A 17,819-nucleotide genomic window follows, 5' to 3' on the forward strand; every position below is an offset into this window, starting at 1 on the left:
AGGGCGGGCATTATACGCTCATTCCCTGCTCAGACCAGTTTTTTTACCAGCTCTTCGCTGTGGCGAATACGCTCAGGCGCGTGCTCCAGATCCTGTTGTACCAGCGCCATAAACAGCAGGTCCGTCAGCATCATCTGTGCGCTGGTGGACGAGATCGCGGCGCTGCGGGTGGCCTGCTCTTCGGCAATCGTATACAAGCAGCGCGTTGCTCGCTGCTGCAGTGCATTAGGGGTAAAACCGGTGATCGCCAGAATTTTACCGCCAACGCGCAGGGCTTCTTCGGTCGCCATATTGATTTCGCGACGCTCGCCGGAATAGGAGATGGCCAACAGCATATCGTCAGGCTCCATCGCCTGAACGGTGGCCAGCAGAGCATGCATATCGTGCTCGACAATGGCGTTATAGCCAATCTTGGTCAGCTTCCAGCCAAAATTACGCGCCACCAGTCCGGAAGCACCAATCCCGGTCAGGACAATGCGCCGCGCCGCGCGCAGCATTGCCACGCTTTCCAGTAATTTCTCTTCGCTGTTCACGTCCAGGGTGGCATGCATTGCCGCCACGTTCTCTTTGATCAGCTTCTCGCCGACCAGACGCATCGGGTCATCGCCACGGATTTGATTGTGTACCGGCATCGACTGCGGGTTCGGGTTACTCACCAGCGCTTCGCTAATTGCCAGCTTGAGGGCTGGAAAGCCCTTAAAACCAATCTTCTGAGCAAACTTCACCACGCTGGACTGGCTGACGCCTGCTTCACTCGCCAGCTGTTGCGAGCTGAGATGGCGGGCGCGATCGGGTTGAGAAAGTAAAAAATCCGCCAGCTTTTTGTCGCTTTGAGCAAAGCCTGCGTAGCGCTGGCGGATGCGAATTAAACAGTTCATAGGTTCTCCTGGCGAAAATGTGATTGTCTGCGCAAATACGAATTTTGCTCGCCTGAATGAATTTTATATTCCATTATAGTGTGATTAATATGAATTAAAAATTCTTGAGGTAAAAAATGAATCTTGGCTCACTTGTTTCTGAAACGCGTAACCCGCAAACCATGGATCTGGATGCGCTCTCCACGCTTGAACTGGTTAACCGTTTTAATCAACAGGATACGCTGGTCGCGCAGGCAGTGAAAGAGACATTGCCGGAGGTGGCGAAGGCGGTAGATGCGGCTGCGGATGCGCTAAAGGCCGGTGGTCGCATTATTTATATGGGCGCGGGAACCAGCGGGCGTCTTGGTGTACTGGATGCGTCAGAGTGCCCGCCGACCTTTGGCGTGCCGCACGGTCTGGTGATTGGCCTTATTGCCGGTGGTCCTGGTGCGCTGCTCAAGGCCGTAGAAGGTGCGGAAGATAATAAACAGCTCGGCGAAGACGATCTGAAAGGGCTGAATCTCACTGCTCAGGATCTGGTGGTCGGGCTGGCGGCGTCCGGACGCACGCCGTACGTTATTGGCGGGCTGGAATACGCTAACCTGACCGGCTGCACGACGGTCGCGATCTCCTGTAATCCTGGCTCGCCGATTGCGCAGGTGGCGGCAATTGCTATCTCACCGGTTGTCGGGCCTGAAGCGCTGACCGGCTCCACGCGTCTGAAATCGGGGACCGCGCAAAAGCTGGTGCTCAACATGATCTCCACCGGGGCGATGGTGAAATTCGGCAAGGTCTACCAGAACCTGATGGTGGATATGCAAGCCACCAACGTCAAGCTGGTGGACAGAGCCTGCCGCATGGTGATGGAAGCCACGGGTGCAGGCCGTGAAGAGGCTGAAACCGTGCTTAAACAAACCGATCACGATGTAAAACCGGCCATTCTGATGATCCTGAGCGGCCTGGATGCCGCCGCCGCGCGAGCCAAACTTGCGGCGCATGATGGGTTCTTACGGGCGGCATTAGAAAACTAACAAGAGGCGTGTATGGAAAAAACAGCAGCGCTCGCCAGCCATATTTTGCAGGGGATCGGCGGAGAGAAAAATATTCAGCGTCTGGAAAACTGCATGACGCGCGTGCGCGTTGAGGTTTATGACGAGAGTCTTCTTGATGTGCAGGAGCTAAAGACGCTCCCTGGCGTGAGTGGATACGTTAAGCAGGGTCAGCAGCATCAGCTGATTGTTGGGCCAGGTAAAGCGGCGCAGGTTGTCGATGCCATGCGTGCGCTGATGGTGGGGCGCGCTGAGACTGCGTCATTTGACGATGCAGAACGCACCAAAGCTCAGGCAAAAGCCAAATACAAAGCCCCGATGAGCGATGCGCTGCGACAGCTGGCAAATGTCTTTATTCCGCTTATCCCGGCGTTTATTGCCTCGGGCCTGATTACCGGGATCATCAATATCCTCAAGCGGCCGGATATAGTGGGTGATTTTGCCACCCATTATCCGAACCTGTTGGGGATTCTCGGGATCTTCGGCAGCGCTGTGTTTGCCATCATGAACATTCTGGTGGGGGTCAATACCGCCAAAGTCTTTGGCGGGTCGCTGGCAATGGGCGGTGTGATGGCGGGGATCCTCTCAAGCCCTCAGCTGGCGCAGATCACGCTCTTTGGCGAGTCGCTTCAGCCTGGCCGCGGCGGGGTCATCGCCGTGCTGCTGGTGGTCATTCTGATGTGCTGGATTGAGAAAAAGCTGCGCGCCGTATTGCCCGGCTCGATTGAGCTTATCCTCAACCCGTTGCTGACCACGCTGATCACCGGCAGCGTGGCGATTGTCGCCTTGCAGCCCTTGGGCGGCTGGATCTCAGAAGCCATCGCCCACGGTGCTTCACTGGCTATCGATCGCGGCGGCTTGTTGGTGGGCGCTGTGCTGTCAGGCACGTTCCTGCCGCTGGTGCTGACCGGGCTGCATCAGGGGCTGGTGCCAATCCACGTGGAGCTGGTACAAGCGCACGGCTACAACGCGCTGCTGCCCATCCTCTCAATGGCAGGCGTAGGGCAGGTTGGGGCAGCCATTGCCGTGCTGATGAAAACCCGTAATGCGCGCCTGAAAAAGGTCATTAAAGGGGCGCTACCGGTCGGATTACTCGGAATTGGCGAGCCGCTGATTTTCGGCGTTACGCTGCCGCTCGGTAAACCATTCCTCGCCGCGTGCCTGGGCGGAGCCGTGGGCGGCGCGCTCATCAGTTACTGGAAAGTGGCGACCGTCATTACCTTCGGGATCTCCGGTTTACCGTTGGCATTAACTATCGTGACCGGAAAAGTCATGCTCTATCTGTTAGGCTATTTGGTAGCGGTAATCGCCGGGTTCTTGTTTACCTGGCTGTTAGGATTCAACGATCCAGAGGAGTAAGGTTTGGCAAATCACGAGCGTCGCGTTGTCTTTTTCGACCTGGACGGTACGCTGCATCAGCAGGATATGTTCGGCACTTTTATGCGCTACCTGCTGCGGCGTCAGCCTCTGAATGCGCTGCTCGTGTTGCCTCTCTTACCCGTGATAGGCATCGCGCTGCTGGTAAAAGGCCGGGCAGCGCGATGGCCGATGAGCCTGCTGCTGTGGGGATGTACTTTTGGTCATAGTGAATCACGGCTTAAACAGCTCCAGCAGGATTTTGCTCACTGGTTTCGCGATCATGTTGCTGCCTTTCCCGTGGTTCAGGAACGCCTCACCAGCTACCTCGACGCCAATGATGCCGATATCTGGCTTATCACCGGCTCGCCTCAGCCGCTGGTAGAGCAGGTCTATTTTGATACGCCATGGCTGCCAAGAGTCAATCTTATCGCCACGCAAGTTACGCGCGGCTACGGCGGATGGGTGCTGGCTATGCGCTGTTTGGGGCATGAAAAGGTGGTGCAGTTGGAAAAACGCATCGGTACACCGCTACACCTTTACAGCGGCTACAGCGACAGCAAACAGGATAACCCGCTGCTCTATTTTTGCCAGCACCGCTGGCGCGTTACGCCCGAAGGCAAACTACAGCAACTCGAATAGTCTTATCTAGAGGGGCTGTGTATAATGCCGCCCGCTTTTAGACTGGAGTATCAACCGTTGTGTAATCCTGAACACGATCACGAATACTGGATGCGCTATGCGCTGGCGCTGGCTCAACGCGCCTGGGAAGAGGGTGAAGTGCCTGTAGGCGCGGTTCTTGTTCATAATAATCAGGTGATTGGGGAAGGGTGGAATCGCCCGATTGGCCGCCACGACCCTACTGCTCACGCCGAAATCATGGCGCTGCGTCAGGGAGGACTGGTGCTGCAAAATTATCGCCTGCTCGACACCACGCTGTATGTCACCCTGGAACCGTGCGTAATGTGTTCCGGTGCGATGGTGCACAGCCGTATTGGTACCCTCGTCTTTGGGGCGCCGGATGAAAAAACCGGTGCGGCCGGTTCGCTGATGGACGTGCTTGGACACCCAGGGATGAACCACCAGGTGAAAACTATCGGTGGGGTACTTGCATCAGAGTGTTCGGGGCTATTAAGCGATTTCTTTCGAATGCGCCGTCAGCAGAAAAAGCAACAAAAGGCAGAATTGAAGTTGTCGGACGATTGACCTCTTCTGGGGCAACAACCGGATAGCTCTGTGCCAGTTGCTGCGCCTCCGCCGCCTGTTTTTCTTTCTCCAGCAGATAACCCACCAGGCTAATCTGATACTTACGAATATTTTCTACGTAAGCATAAGCCTCATGCCCGCGGGCATAGCCGTAGGTCAGCTTGTTGTACCACGGCTTCTGGCTCAGCAGCGGCAGACGCTGTTTTACATCAGACCAGCTGTCCGGGTTCCCTTTCGTTTTTGCCGTCAGCGCCCGCGCGTCCAGCATATGCGCATAGCCCATATTGTAAGCCGCCAGTGCAAACCAGATGCGCTCTTCTTCCGGCACCGTCTCCGGCACTTTGGTCATCATATCCTGCAAATATTGCGCGCCGCCGCTGATGCTTTGTTCTGCATCGGTTCGGTCGTTAACGCCGAGACTTAGCGCGGTATTTTTGGTCAACATCATCAGCCCACGCACGCCAGTAGGTGAGGTGGCCTGGGTGTCCCAGTGCGACTCCTGATACGAAATCGCCGCCAGCAGCTTCCAGTCAATCTCCTGCGAGTACTTCTCAAATAACGGCTGTAGGTCAGGCAGTACGCTATCCACGGCGCGCAGGAAGCTGCGGGTATCAACGTAATCAAAGTCATCACCGTGACCGAGATACTTCTCTTCCAGACGCGCCAGCGTGCCATCTTCATTGATCGTGTTGAAGAAATCGAGCATCGCTGCAGACACGGTCTGATCGTCATCTCGATGGGTAAACCAGGTCACAGGCTGTTCGTCCGTGACGTCCAGCGCCACGGCAATTTCAGGATGCACGCGCTGGAACAGGCTGATCGCCACAGAATCGGCAATGGTGTAGGTCAGCTTTTTATCTTTCACCTGCGCAAGCAGCTCGGTCGTGCCGAGTTTAGGGTCAACGGTCCAGCTGAGATCCGGGTATTTCTTCTCTTTCAGCTCGCGCAGATCGTCAATGACGACGTGGCCGGGGGCGATGGTTAATTGCTGGTCGTTGATTGCCGCGAGCGTTCGCGGACGCGGAGTGCCAACGCGGTAAACCAGCTGCTGCGAAACAGAATAGTAGGTCGGGCCGGGCTGATAGTTCTTGCTACGCTCGCTGTTGTACACCAGCCCGGCGGCGAGGATATCGGCTTCGTTATTATCCAGGTCATCAAACAGCTGGCTGATGTTCTGACGCACGGTGATTTTGAGCTTCACGCCAAGGTAGTCGGCAAACTGCTGGGCGAGTTCATAATCCAGGCCAATGGTTTTACCGTTGATGTCGCCGTAAATCAGGGGAGAGGTGAGGGTACTGACGCGTAATTCCCCCCGCTCCTGAATGGCGGCGATACGGTTTTCGGCTTTGCCGAACCAAGGGATAGAAGGCCAGAGGGCCACTGCCAGCAGCAACGTAACAATGCCGATGAGCAGATAATTAATCTTTAATTTTTTCAATTAGTTAATTCTCTGCGACGCCGGTTGCCTCAGTATGCTGTAGCCATGTTAAGAATAAGGTTTGCCATTGAATGAGCGGCATTTTGCGCAAAGTTACGCCACTTGGCAACAAATTAGAGAGACAGGTCACACCTATTGTTAAACGTCTGTACAGATTTTATTTCGACGCAAACGGTTTCGTCGGCGCTCAGGATTCTCTATAATAACGCCCGTTTTCCCCCCTTGCGCACACTGTAAGCGCCCCGGCGCTTCGAAGACGAGAGACTTATGATGGAAATTCTGCGTGGTTCGCCTGCACTGTCTGCCTTCCGCATTAACAAACTGCTGGCACGTTTTCAGGCGGCCGACCTTCCGGTAAGCAATATTTACGCTGAGTATGTCCATTTTGCTGACCTGAATGCCCCTCTGAATGCAGAGGAGCGCTTACAGCTGGAACGCTTGCTCAAGTATGGTCCAAACCTGAGCAGCCATACGCCAACCGGCAAACTGATCCTTGCGACGCCTCGTCCGGGCACCATCTCCCCCTGGTCTTCTAAAGCCACCGATATCGCCCACAACTGTGGCCTGAGCCAGATTAATCGTCTTGAACGCGGCGTGGCGTATTACGTTGAAGCCTCGACCCTGAGCGACGCGCAGTGGCAGGTTGTTGCCGCTGAGCTGCACGACCGTATGATGGAGAGCGTGTTTGCCTCTCTGGACGACGCGCAGAAACTCTTCTCCCATCATCAGCCTGCGCCGGTACAAAGCGTAGATCTGCTGGGGCAGGGCCGTCAGGCACTAATTGACGCCAACCTGCGCCTCGGCCTGGCACTGGCGGAAGACGAAATTGACTACCTTCAGGATGCGTTCGTTAAGCTTAACCGCAACCCGAACGATATCGAACTTTATATGTTCGCGCAGGCTAACTCTGAGCACTGCCGACATAAAATTTTCAACGCCGACTGGATTATCGACGGGGAAGAGCAGCCGAAGTCGCTGTTCAAAATGATTAAAAACACCATGGAGCAAACGCCTGACCACGTGCTGTCTGCCTATAAAGACAACGCTGCTGTCATGGAAGGCTCTGAGGTTGGCCGCTTCTTCGCCGATCGCGAAGCAGGGCGCTACGACTTCCACCAGGAGGCTGCACATATCCTGATGAAGGTAGAAACCCATAACCACCCAACGGCAATCTCTCCATGGCCGGGGGCGGCGACCGGTTCTGGCGGTGAAATCCGTGACGAAGGGGCAACCGGGCGTGGCGCCAAGCCAAAAGCGGGTCTGGTCGGTTTCTCCGTTTCCAACCTGCGTATCCCCGGCTTTGAACAGCCGTGGGAAGAAGATTTCGGCAAGCCTGAGCGTATTGTTACCGCGCTGGATATCATGACCGAAGGTCCACTGGGGGGGGCGGCGTTCAACAATGAATTTGGTCGTCCGGCACTGAACGGTTACTTCCGAACCTACGAAGAGAAAGTGGACAGCCACAACGGTGAAGAGCTGCGCGGTTACCATAAACCGATCATGCTGGCCGGTGGGATCGGTAATATTCGTGCCGATCACGTGCAGAAAGGCGAGATCGTCGTGGGTGCGAAGCTGATCGTGCTGGGTGGCCCATCGATGAACATCGGCCTGGGCGGCGGGGCGGCCTCTTCTATGGCCTCCGGCCAGTCTGATGCGGATCTTGATTTTGCTTCCGTACAGCGTGACAACCCGGAGATGGAGCGTCGTTGCCAGGAAGTGATCGACCGCTGCTGGCAGTTGGGCGATGCTAACCCGATCCTCTTTATTCACGACGTGGGAGCGGGCGGTCTGTCTAACGCGATGCCAGAGCTGGTGAGCGACGGCGGTCGCGGCGGTCGGTTTAATCTGCGCGATATTCTCAGCGATGAGCCGGGCATGAGCCCCCTGGAGATCTGGTGTAACGAATCCCAGGAACGCTACGTGATGGCGGTTGCCGCCGATCAGCTGCCGCTGTTTGACGAGCTGTGCCGCCGCGAACGCGCACCGTATGCCGTTATCGGTGAAGCCACTGAAGCGCTGCACCTCAGCCTAAACGACACCCATTTCGACAACCAGCCTATTGATTTGCCGCTGGACGTCCTGCTCGGCAAAACGCCGAAAATGACCCGCGATGTCACCACCCGCAAAGCGGCAGGCAAAGCGCTGGATCGTCAGGGCATTACCGTTGCAGAAGCGGTCAACCGCGTCCTGCACCTGCCTGCCGTGGCGGAGAAAACGTTCCTTGTTACCATCGGCGATCGTACCGTCACCGGTATGGTTTCACGCGATCAAATGGTTGGCCCGTGGCAGATCCCGGTAGCTAACTGCGCCGTGACGACCGCGAGCCTTGACAGTTATTACGGCGAAGCGATGGCGCTGGGCGAACGTACGCCAGTGGCGCTGCTGGACTTCGCCGCATCAGCGCGTCTTGCAGTCGGTGAGGCGCTGACTAACATCGCGGCGACCCAGATTGGCGATATTAAACGTATCAAACTCTCTGCTAACTGGATGGCTGCAGCCGGTCACCCGGGTGAAGATGCTGGCCTGTACGAAGCGGTGAAAGCGGTGGGTGAGGAGCTGTGTCCTGCGCTTGGCCTGACCATCCCGGTAGGTAAAGATTCGATGTCGATGAAAACCCGCTGGCAGGAAGGGAATGAGCAACGCGAGATGACCTCGCCGCTGTCGCTGGTCATTACCGCGTTTGCGCGCGTAGAAGACGTGCGTCAGACCATTACGCCGCAGCTTTCGACCGAAGACAACGCCCTGCTGCTGATTGACCTGGGTAAAGGCCACAACGCGCTGGGTGCGACCGCGCTGGCACAGGTTTACCGCCAGCTCGGTGACAAACCTGCAGACGTGCGTGACGTTGCTCAGCTTAAAGGTTTCTACGACGCCATTCAGGCGCTGGTGGCCCAGCGCAAACTTCTGGCCTACCATGACCGTTCCGATGGCGGCCTGCTGGTGACGCTGGCGGAGATGGCCTTCTCCGGACACTGCGGCGTGGAAGCAAACATTGCAACGCTTGGCGACGATCGTCTGGCGGCGCTGTTTAACGAAGAGCTGGGCGCGGTCATTCAGGTACGCGCCGCAGATCGCGATGCGGTTGAAGCACTCCTGGCGCAGCATGGCCTGGCAGACTGCGTGCACTATCTGGGTAAAGCCGTACAGGGCGACCGCTTCGTGATCGAAGCTGACGGCCACGCGGTGTTCAGCGAAAGCCGCACCACGCTGCGCATGTGGTGGGCAGAAACCACCTGGCAGATGCAGCGTCTGCGTGACAACCCGGAATGTGCGGATCAGGAACACAACGCGAAGGCTAACGACAACGACCCTGGCCTTAACGTGAAGCTTTCCTTCGATATCAACGAAGACATCGCGGCACCTTACATTGCGACTGGTGCGCGTCCGAAAGTGGCCGTCCTGCGCGAGCAGGGCGTTAACTCCCACGTTGAGATGGCGGCTGCCTTCCACCGTGCAGGTTTTGATGCCATCGACGTCCATATGAGTGATCTGCTGACGGGGCGTACCGGTCTGGACGATTTCCAGGCGCTGGTGGCATGCGGTGGCTTCTCTTACGGTGACGTGCTGGGCGCGGGTGAAGGCTGGGCAAAATCCATCCTGTTCAACAGCCGCGTGCGCGATGAGTTTGAAACCTTCTTCCACCGACCTCAGACGCTGGCGTTGGGCGTGTGTAATGGCTGCCAGATGATGTCTAATCTTCGTGAGTTGATCCCGGGCAGTGAAGCCTGGCCGCGCTTTGTGCGTAACCAGTCCGACCGCTTTGAAGCACGTTTTAGCCTGGTGGAAGTGACCCAAAGCCCGTCTCTGTTACTGCAGGGAATGGTGGGTTCACAGATGCCAATCGCCGTTTCTCACGGTGAAGGTCAGGTTGAAGTACGCGATGCTGCGCATCTGGCTCAGCTGGAAAGCAAAGGCCTGGTGGCGCTGCGCTTTGTCGATAACTTCGGCAAGGTTACCGAAACCTACCCGGCAAACCCGAACGGCTCGGCAAACGGGATCACGGCGGTCACCAGCGAAAGCGGCCGTGCAACCATTATGATGCCGCACCCGGAACGCGTTTTCCGTACCGTGAGTAACTCCTGGCACCCGGAAAACTGGGGAGAGGACAGCCCGTGGATGCGCATCTTCCGTAATGCGCGTAAACAGTTGGGTTAAGTTTTCGAGTAATTAAAAAAGCCTCCTGATGGAGGTTTTTTTGTTTGTGTCGGGAAATTGCGACAATCGCGGATCTGCTGTGTCGCTAAATGGAGACATTTAACCTATTGATTTTTATGAGGCAGATTGTGTTTTAGCTAAGGTGTTGTTATTTGGCGACACTTAGCCTGGAAATCATTCATCTGTTAATTAACATATATGAATGGTAAAAATTATATAAATCAATATGATAAATTGTTTCTTTGCATTCTGGCACGACTGTTGCATAATAATAACCAGTGGCTCATTCACCTTCTTATGTCAGCCCCTTCGGGACGTGCTACATAAACTTCGAATGACGCACAAAAAGGTGCCTGCCGTCCAACTACTGATCATAGCGTTGCTTTATCAGGCCAGGGCGAAACGTCGAGTTAGGCACCGCCTCATTCCACAACAAAGCCGGGTTTTTACCCGGCTTTGTTGTATCTGATAGCCGGACTCAGTTACGCTCTCCTCATGACCACTTTAAGAGAGTAACGCGTTGAAACGCTGGCCCGCTTTCCCTCGTTCCCTAAGACAGCTCGTTATGATGGCGTTCTTGCTGATCCTGTTGCCCCTGCTGATACTGGCCTGGCAAGCGTGGCAAAGCCTGAATGCACTCAGCGCCCAGGCTGCATTGACGAATCGCACGACGTTGATAGACGCAAGGCGCAGCGAAGCGATGACCAACGCGGCGCTGGAGATGGAGCGTAGCTATCGTCAGTACTGTGTTCTGGACGATCGCACGCTGGAAAAGGTCTACCAGAATCAGCGTAAACGCTACAGTGAAATGCTCGACGCCCACGCAGGCGTGTTGCCTGACGATAAACTTTATCAGGCGTTACGTCAGGATCTGAACGACCTGGCGCAGCTGCAGTGTAAAAACAGTGGCCCGGATGCCGTTGCCGCCGCTCGGCTTGAAGCCTTTGCAAACGCGAATACGGAGATGGTTCAGTCTACACGAACGGTTATCTTCTCTCGTGGACAGCAGCTTCAGCAGGAAATTGCCGAGCGCGGTCAATTCTTTGGCTGGCAGGCGCTGGTGCTGTTCCTGATCAGTCTTGGGCTGGTGCTACTGTTTACGCGTATGATCATTGGTCCTGTGAAAGGGATCCAGAGAATGATTAACCGCCTGGGGGAAGGAAAATCGCTTGGCGATACGGTCGCCTTTAAAGGCCCGCGCGAGCTGCGTTCCGTCGGGCAGCGGATTATCTGGCTTTCCGAGCGTCTGGCATGGCTGGAATCGCAGCGTCATCAGTTTTTGCGCCACATCTCCCATGAGCTTAAGACCCCGCTCGCCAGCATGCGTGAAGGTACGGAACTGCTGGCGGACGAAGTGGCGGGGCCGTTAAGCGCTGAACAGAAAGAGATTGTCGAGATCCTGGACAACAGTAGCCGCAATCTGCAAAAGCTGATTGAACAACTGCTGGACTATAACCGCAAGCTGGCGGATGGTGCTGTAGTACTGGAAAGCGTCGAGATAGAGCCGCTGGTGGATATGGTGCTTTCAGCCCATAGCTTGCCGGCACGCGCTAAAATGATGCATACCCAGGTGGAGCTTAATGCGTCTGCCTGTCTGGCAGAGCCTATGCTATTGATGAGCGTGCTGGATAATCTTTATTCCAATGCGGTGCACTATGGTACTGAATCCGGTAACATTTATATTAGAAGCTACATGAACGGTTCCCGGGTGTTTATAGACGTAGCCAATACGGGGACCCCGATTCCGGATGATGAGAAAGCGATGATTTTTGAGCCCTTTTTCCAGGGGAGTCATCAGCGAAAAGGTGCGGTAAAAGGAAGTGGTCTGGGGCTTAGCATTGCCCGCGACTGCATACGACGCATGCAGGGTGAGCTGAAAATCGCTCCCGACAACAGCTCGGATGTATGTTTTCGTATCGAACTGCCTCTTGAGCCGGAAAAATCAATGAAATGAATCTATGTCTGGTGAGTATGTCACACGTCTTTTTCCGCGCAGTGCGCGCGGTGTTTTCCAGTAAAAAATTACGCCTGAGCCTGCCATGTCTACTTCTGGCGGGATGTGTCACTCATGCTCCTAAAAGTGCTATTAACGACAAACCCGAAGACAAATTCCCAGAAAATCAGCTGGCTGATTTTCTGACGACCCCCTGTGAGGGGATTTGGCATCTCTCTGGACATGACGTCGAGACAAACCCGTTATTCTGGCTACGCGGCATAGACTGTGCCCAGCGTCTGGCACCTGTTGAGGCTCGTGCACAGGCCACAATGTGGGGGGGCGATAGCTGGCAGGAAAACTTCAAACGGGCCATTCTGCTCGCCGATGCCAAAATCAATCCCGTAGAACGTCGCGCGAATACCTCACGCCTTGATGCGGTTAGCGCAAATATTCCTGCGCAGGTGCGCCCTGTGTATCAGCTTTGGCGCGAGGGGCAGGCTTTACAATTACAATTGTCTGAAGAGCGCACCCGATACAGCAAGCTGCAGCAGTCTACCGATGGCGAGCTGGATACACTCCGTCAACAGCAGGAGCATCTGCGTACTCAGCTTGATACCACAACGCGTAAGCTGGAAAACCTGACCGATATCGAAAGGCAGCTCTCGACCCGTAAGCCAGCAGGTAACTATCTGCCAGATGGATCGAAAGGCAACCCTGCCGCGCAACCGGACGGTGACGCGCAGAAAGAAGAGGATGTGAAGCCATGACAAGCCGTAAACCTGCCCATCTCTTGCTGGTGGATGACGACCCGGGGCTGTTAAAGCTGCTGGGGATGCGCCTGGTCAGCGAAGGCTACAGCGTGGTGACTGCTGAAAGCGGGCAGGAAGGGCTGAAGGTGCTCAGCCGCGAGAAAATTGATCTGGTCATCAGCGATCTGCGGATGGATGAGATGGACGGCCTGCAGCTGTTCGCGGAGATTCAAAAGCAGCAGCCTGGCATGCCGGTCATTATCCTTACGGCGCACGGGTCGATTCCGGATGCGGTCGCGGCCACACAGCAGGGCGTATTCAGCTTCCTGACGAAGCCGGTAGATAAAGACGCGCTCTATAAAGCTATCGACAGCGCGCTGGAACATGCCGCACCGTCGAGTGATGAAGCATGGCGAGAGTCAATTGTCACGCGTAGCCCCATCATGCTGCGTCTGCTCGAACAGGCGCGGATGGTGGCACAATCTGACGTAAGCGTGCTAATTAACGGCCAGAGCGGAACCGGAAAGGAGATCCTGGCGCAGGCGATCCACAACGCTAGCCCGCGCAGCAAAAACGCGTTTATCGCCATTAACTGCGGTGCGCTGCCGGAGCAACTGCTTGAGTCAGAACTCTTTGGTCACGCTCGCGGTGCCTTTACCGGTGCGGTAAGCAGCCGGGAAGGGCTGTTCCAGGCTGCAGAAGGCGGCACGCTTTTCCTCGATGAAATTGGTGATATGCCCGCGCCGCTGCAGGTCAAACTGCTGCGCGTGCTTCAGGAGCGTAAGGTTCGTCCGCTGGGCAGCAACCGCGATATCGACATCAACGTCCGTATTCTCTCCGCCACGCACCGCGATTTACCGAAAGTGATGGCGCGCAACGAATTCCGTGAAGACCTCTATTATCGCCTGAACGTGGTCAATCTTAAGATCCCGGCGCTGGCCGAGCGTGCGGAAGATATTCCGTTGCTGGCAAACCATCTTTTGCGCCAGTCCGCCGATCGCCATAAACCCTTTGTGCGTGCGTTTTCAACCGACGCGATGAAGCGGCTGATGACCGCAAGCTGGCCCGGCAACGTGCGCCAGCTGGTCAACGTCATTGAACAGTGCGTGGCGCTGACCTCTTCGCCCGTCATCAGCGATGCGCTGGTGGAGCAGGCGCTTGAAGGGGAAAATACGGCGTTGCCGACCTTTGCTGAAGCGCGAAACCAGTTCGAACTGAACTATCTGCGTAAGCTGCTGCAAATTACGAAAGGCAACGTGACCCATGCGGCGCGTATGGCCGGGCGCAACCGAACCGAGTTCTATAAGCTGCTGTCGCGCCATGAGCTTGAAGCAAACGATTTTAAAGAGTAGTACCACAAAATTCGAATGAATATGATACTGTGAGCAATCGATTACGAGGCAGCTTACAGGCAAGAGTTTAAGGACCCACCATGAAAAAAATTGATGCGATTATTAAACCTTTCAAACTGGATGATGTACGTGAAGCGCTGGCTGAAGTTGGCATCACCGGGATGACAGTGACAGAAGTGAAAGGTTTCGGTCGTCAGAAGGGCCACACCGAGCTTTATCGTGGCGCAGAGTACATGGTGGACTTTCTGCCGAAAGTGAAAATTGAAATCGTGGTGAGCGACGATATCGTGGATACCTGCGTGGATACCATTATCCGCACGGCGCAAACGGGCAAAATTGGCGACGGTAAAATCTTCGTGTTTGACGTGGCGCGCGTGATCCGTATCCGCACCGGTGAAGAAGACGACGCGGCGATTTGATAATAAAAAGCCCCTCTCCCGAGGGGTTTTTTACATTACAGCACCTTATGAGGCCCAAAACATTCGTAGTGAATGTTGTCTTTATTCACGCCCAGCTCCACCAGCTGCTTCGCGGCATACTGCATAAACGCCACGGGTCCACACACGTAGAACTGCATGTCCGGCGCGCTAAATGCCCCTTCATGTTTGCTTAAATCCATCAGCCCTTCGCTGTCAAAACGTGCCGCCGCGCGGTCAGCCTCCGTAGGCAGGCGATACCAGGTATGCGCCGTGAAGCGGGGTAAATCGGTCGCCAGCGTTTTTACCTCTTCCGCAAAGGCATGCACGTCGCCGTTTTCGGCAGCATGGAACCAGTTAACCTGTGCGCTATGGTTTGCGTTTGCGAGGGTGTCTAACATCGCCAGCATGGGCGTTTGTCCAACACCAGCAGAGATCAGCGTGACCGGGGTATTGGCATCAACGGCCATAAAGAAGTCACCCGCAGGTGCAGCCAGATGAACCACATCACCTACGCTGGCGTCGTTGTGCAGCCAGTTGGAAACCTGACCGCCCTCTTCGCGTTTCACCGCTATGCGATAGCCTTTACCGTTTGGCTTACGGGTGAGTGAGTACTGGCGAATTTCCTGATGCGGGAAGCCCTCAGGCTTCAGCCAGACGCCCAGATACTGGCCTGGCTGATAATCCGCAACGGGCTGGCCGTCCACCGGCTCAAATTCAAAGTGGGTAATCAGCGCGCTACGGGGTGTTTTCTCTACGATACGGAACGCGCGAGTACCTTCCCAGCCGCCGCGCTTGCTGGCGTTTTCGCTATAGATTTGCGCTTCACGGTTGATAAAGACACTTGCCAGCACGCCGTAGGCTTTGCCCCAAGCGTCCAGGACATCCTGACCCGGGTTGAACATTTCGTCCAGCGTGGCCAGCAGGTGGCTGCCGACAATGTTGTACTGCTCGGGTTTGATCTGGAAGCTGGTATGTTTTTGCGCGATTTTCTCTACCGCCGGTAATAACGCCGCCAGATTGTCAATATTGCTGGCATAGGCTGCGATGGCATTGAACAGGGCTTCACGCTGGTCGCCGTTACGCTGGTTGCTCATATTAAAAATCTCTTTGAGCTCTGGATTATGCGTGAACATACGATCGTAAAAATGGGCGGTCAGTTTAGGGCCCGTTTCAACCAGCAGGGGAACAGTAGCCTTCACGGTAGCGATGGTTTGAGCGTCTAACATAGCAACTTCCTTCAATTGTTACTTTGATGATGTATTTTAAATGCATCTTATAAAAATACCCCTTCAATGTAAATGGTTCTTTGCATCGTGAAAAATATGCATCACAAACCTGAAAAGAAATCCGTTCAAAATGGTGAGGGCTTTATTCCTCAAACCCTTGCGTGGCGTGGAGGTAAACGTTTGCGTAAAATCGTTTGTCAAGACCTGTTATCACAGAACGATTCAGTTATACTGTTGCCCGTCGTCCATCAGGACTGCCTTTTCAGGCCAAAATTTACTTGTTAGCTGAGTCAGGAGATGCGGATGTTAAAGCGTGAAATGAACATTGCCGATTATGATGCCGAACTGTGGCAGGCTATGGAGCAGGAAAAAGTACGTCAGGAAGAGCACATTGAACTGATCGCCTCCGAGAACTACACCAGCCCGCGCGTCATGCAGGCGCAGGGTTCTCAGCTGACCAACAAATATGCTGAAGGTTACCCGGGCAAACGCTACTACGGCGGTTGCGAGTATGTTGATATCGTTGAGCAACTGGCCATCGACCGTGCAAAAGAGCTGTTCGGCGCTGACTACGCTAACGTTCAGCCGCACTCTGGCTCTCAGGCTAACTTCGCTGTCTACACCGCGCTGCTCCAGCCGGGCGATACCGTTCTGGGTATGAACCTGGCCCAGGGCGGTCACCTGACTCACGGCTCCCCGGTTAACTTCTCCGGTAAGCTGTACAACATCATCCCTTACGGTATTGATGAAACCGGTAAAATTGACTACGAAGACATGGCGAAGCAGGCGCAGACCCATAAACCGAAGATGATCATCGGCGGTTTCTCTGCTTACTCCGGTATTGTTGACTGGGCAAAAATGCGTGAAATCGCAGACAGCATCGGCGCTTACCTTTTCGTGGATATGGCGCACGTTGCCGGTCTGATTGCTGCTGGCGTTTATCCGAACCCGGTTCCGCATGCACACGTCGTGACCACTACTACCCATAAAACTCTGGCAGGTCCACGCGGTGGCCTGATCCTGGCGAAGGGCGGTGACGAAGATCTGTATAAGAAACTGAACTCTGCCGTATTCCCAAGCGCGCAGGGCGGCCCGCTGATGCACGTTATCGCAGCTAAAGCGGTAGCGCTGAAAGAAGCGATGGAGCCAGAGTTCAAAGTTTACCAGCAGCAGGTTGCGAAAAACGCAAAAGCGATGGTGGAAGTATTCCTGAACCGTGGCTACAAAGTGGTGTCTGGCGGTACTGAAAACCACCTGTTCCTGCTGGATCTGGTTGATAAAAACCTGACTGGTAAAGAAGCTGACGCTGCCCTGGGCCGCGCCAACATCACCGTGAACAAAAACAGCGTGCCAAACGATCCGAAGAGCCCGTTCGTGACGTCCGGTATCCGTATCGGTTCTCCGGCTGTGACGCGTCGCGGCTTTAAAGAAGCCGAAGTGAAAGATCTGGCAGGCTGGATGTGTGACGTTCTGGACAACATCAATGACGAAGCGGTAATTGAGCGCGTCAAAGGTAAAGTTCTGGATATCTGCGCACGCTTCCCGGTATACGCATAATTTTTCAGCGATGCAGAAAAATAAAAGGCCGCGAATGCGGCCTTTTTTTATGGCTAACGTCGGTCGAGAGAAATTGCCCCCGGCCCGACAATCGTCAGTAAAAGAAACGCGCCAGCAATGCTGATATTTTTGTAGAAGTTGATCATATTTGGCACGACCGCATCACCGGTCATGTCCCAGTAAGGGTGGCCAATCACCGCCGTGCCCAGGGTGTAGAAAATAAAGAGCACGGCGAGTGGGCGGGTGAAAAAACCAAGCACGATCAGGATCGCGGCGGGAACCTCCATCACGACGGCAATAATGGCCGCCAGCATCGGCATGGGGGCGCCGAGTGACGTCATGTACTGTACGGTTCCACTGAATCCCGTCAGTTTCGGATAGCCAAAGATAATAAACAATACAACAAGGGCGATGCGGGCAATCAATAGCATCAGATGACGTGACTGGCCGAAATCAAAATAACGAAGTGCGTTCATGGCAGAAATACCTCTGCAAGTGATGTAATTTAAACGTAATACA

14 protein-coding genes are annotated in these 17,819 nt (G+C 54.9%); 10 read left to right on the forward strand and 4 right to left on the reverse strand.

Annotated elements, in window-relative coordinates; translation table 11 throughout:
- Positions 1-29 precede the first annotated feature (29 nt).
- A complete protein-coding gene (locus V5P19_RS00130) occupies positions 30-878 on the reverse strand; it encodes a MurR/RpiR family transcriptional regulator (protein WP_334398979.1) in 849 nt (282 codons plus the stop codon).
- 116 nt (positions 879-994) lie between these two features.
- On the opposite strand from V5P19_RS00130, the gene murQ reads away from it, so the two are divergent.
- Genes murQ through tadA form a run of 4 tightly spaced genes read left to right on the forward strand, consistent with a single transcriptional unit; the run spans position 995 to position 4,468 of the window.
- Positions 995-1,888, forward strand: a complete 894-nt coding sequence (gene murQ, locus V5P19_RS00135; RefSeq protein ID WP_334398981.1) for an N-acetylmuramic acid 6-phosphate etherase — start codon at positions 995-997, stop codon at positions 1,886-1,888.
- A 12-nt stretch (positions 1,889-1,900) separates the two neighbouring features.
- A complete protein-coding gene (locus V5P19_RS00140; RefSeq protein ID WP_334398983.1) occupies positions 1,901-3,265 on the forward strand; it encodes a PTS transporter subunit EIIC in 1,365 nt (454 codons plus the stop codon).
- Between the two features lie 3 nt (positions 3,266-3,268).
- The gene (yfhb, locus tag V5P19_RS00145; RefSeq protein WP_334398985.1) at positions 3,269-3,904 is read left to right on the forward strand and encodes a phosphatidylglycerophosphatase C; all 636 of its coding nucleotides are present in this window, start codon (positions 3,269-3,271) and stop codon (positions 3,902-3,904) included.
- A 24-nt stretch (positions 3,905-3,928) separates the two neighbouring features.
- A complete protein-coding gene (tadA, locus tag V5P19_RS00150) occupies positions 3,929-4,468 on the forward strand; it encodes a tRNA adenosine(34) deaminase TadA (RefSeq protein WP_334398987.1) in 540 nt (179 codons plus the stop codon).
- Here tadA and mltF read toward each other — a convergent pair.
- A complete protein-coding gene (mltF, locus tag V5P19_RS00155) occupies positions 4,356-5,906 on the reverse strand; it encodes a membrane-bound lytic murein transglycosylase MltF (protein ID WP_334398989.1) in 1,551 nt (516 codons plus the stop codon). The two genes, tadA and mltF, sit on opposite strands and share 113 nt — an antisense overlap.
- Before the next feature lie 267 nt (positions 5,907-6,173).
- On the opposite strand from mltF, the gene purL reads away from it, so the two are divergent.
- The 5 genes from purL to glnB all read left to right on the forward strand — a co-directional run bounded on the left by purL (position 6,174) and on the right by glnB (position 14,517).
- Entirely contained in the window at positions 6,174-10,061 is a 3,888-nt protein-coding gene (purL, locus tag V5P19_RS00160; RefSeq protein ID WP_334398991.1) for a phosphoribosylformylglycinamidine synthase, read from the forward strand.
- Between the two features lie 520 nt (positions 10,062-10,581).
- On the forward strand, positions 10,582-12,015 hold the full coding sequence (qseE, locus tag V5P19_RS00165) for a two component system sensor histidine kinase QseE/GlrK (RefSeq protein WP_334398993.1): 1,434 nt from the start codon (positions 10,582-10,584) through the stop codon (positions 12,013-12,015).
- On the forward strand, positions 12,012-12,764 hold the full coding sequence (gene qseG / locus V5P19_RS00170; RefSeq protein WP_334398994.1) for a two-component system QseEF-associated lipoprotein QseG: 753 nt from the start codon (positions 12,012-12,014) through the stop codon (positions 12,762-12,764). The genes qseE and qseG overlap by 4 nt, the downstream gene beginning before the upstream one ends.
- Positions 12,761-14,098: a two-component system response regulator GlrR gene (gene glrR / locus V5P19_RS00175; RefSeq protein WP_334398996.1), complete on the forward strand. Its 1,338-nt coding sequence runs from the start codon at positions 12,761-12,763 to the stop codon at positions 14,096-14,098. The genes qseG and glrR overlap by 4 nt, the downstream gene beginning before the upstream one ends.
- An 80-nt stretch (positions 14,099-14,178) precedes the next feature.
- Positions 14,179-14,517 carry a nitrogen regulatory protein P-II gene (gene glnB / locus V5P19_RS00180; protein ID WP_003860685.1) on the forward strand — a complete coding sequence of 113 codons (339 nt, stop codon included), beginning with the start codon at positions 14,179-14,181 and terminating at the stop codon, positions 14,515-14,517.
- A 35-nt stretch (positions 14,518-14,552) separates the two neighbouring features.
- On the opposite strand, the gene hmpA is transcribed toward glnB, so the two are convergent.
- Entirely contained in the window at positions 14,553-15,743 is a 1,191-nt protein-coding gene (gene hmpA, locus V5P19_RS00185; protein WP_334398998.1) for an NO-inducible flavohemoprotein, read from the reverse strand.
- Positions 15,744-16,046: 303 nt separating this feature from the next.
- Here hmpA and glyA point away from each other — a divergent pair, with 303 nt between their 5' ends.
- Entirely contained in the window at positions 16,047-17,300 is a 1,254-nt protein-coding gene (glyA, locus tag V5P19_RS00190) for a serine hydroxymethyltransferase (RefSeq protein ID WP_334398999.1), read from the forward strand.
- A 53-nt stretch (positions 17,301-17,353) separates the two neighbouring features.
- Here glyA and V5P19_RS00195 read toward each other — a convergent pair whose 3' ends face one another.
- Positions 17,354-17,776, reverse strand: coding sequence for a DoxX family protein (locus V5P19_RS00195; protein WP_334399001.1), 423 nt, complete (start codon positions 17,774-17,776; stop codon positions 17,354-17,356).
- Positions 17,777-17,819 lie beyond the last annotated feature (43 nt).

It is taken from the genome of Enterobacter sp. UNJFSC 003 (genome assembly GCF_036903355.1).
Lineage (GTDB): Bacteria > Pseudomonadota > Gammaproteobacteria > Enterobacterales > Enterobacteriaceae > Enterobacter.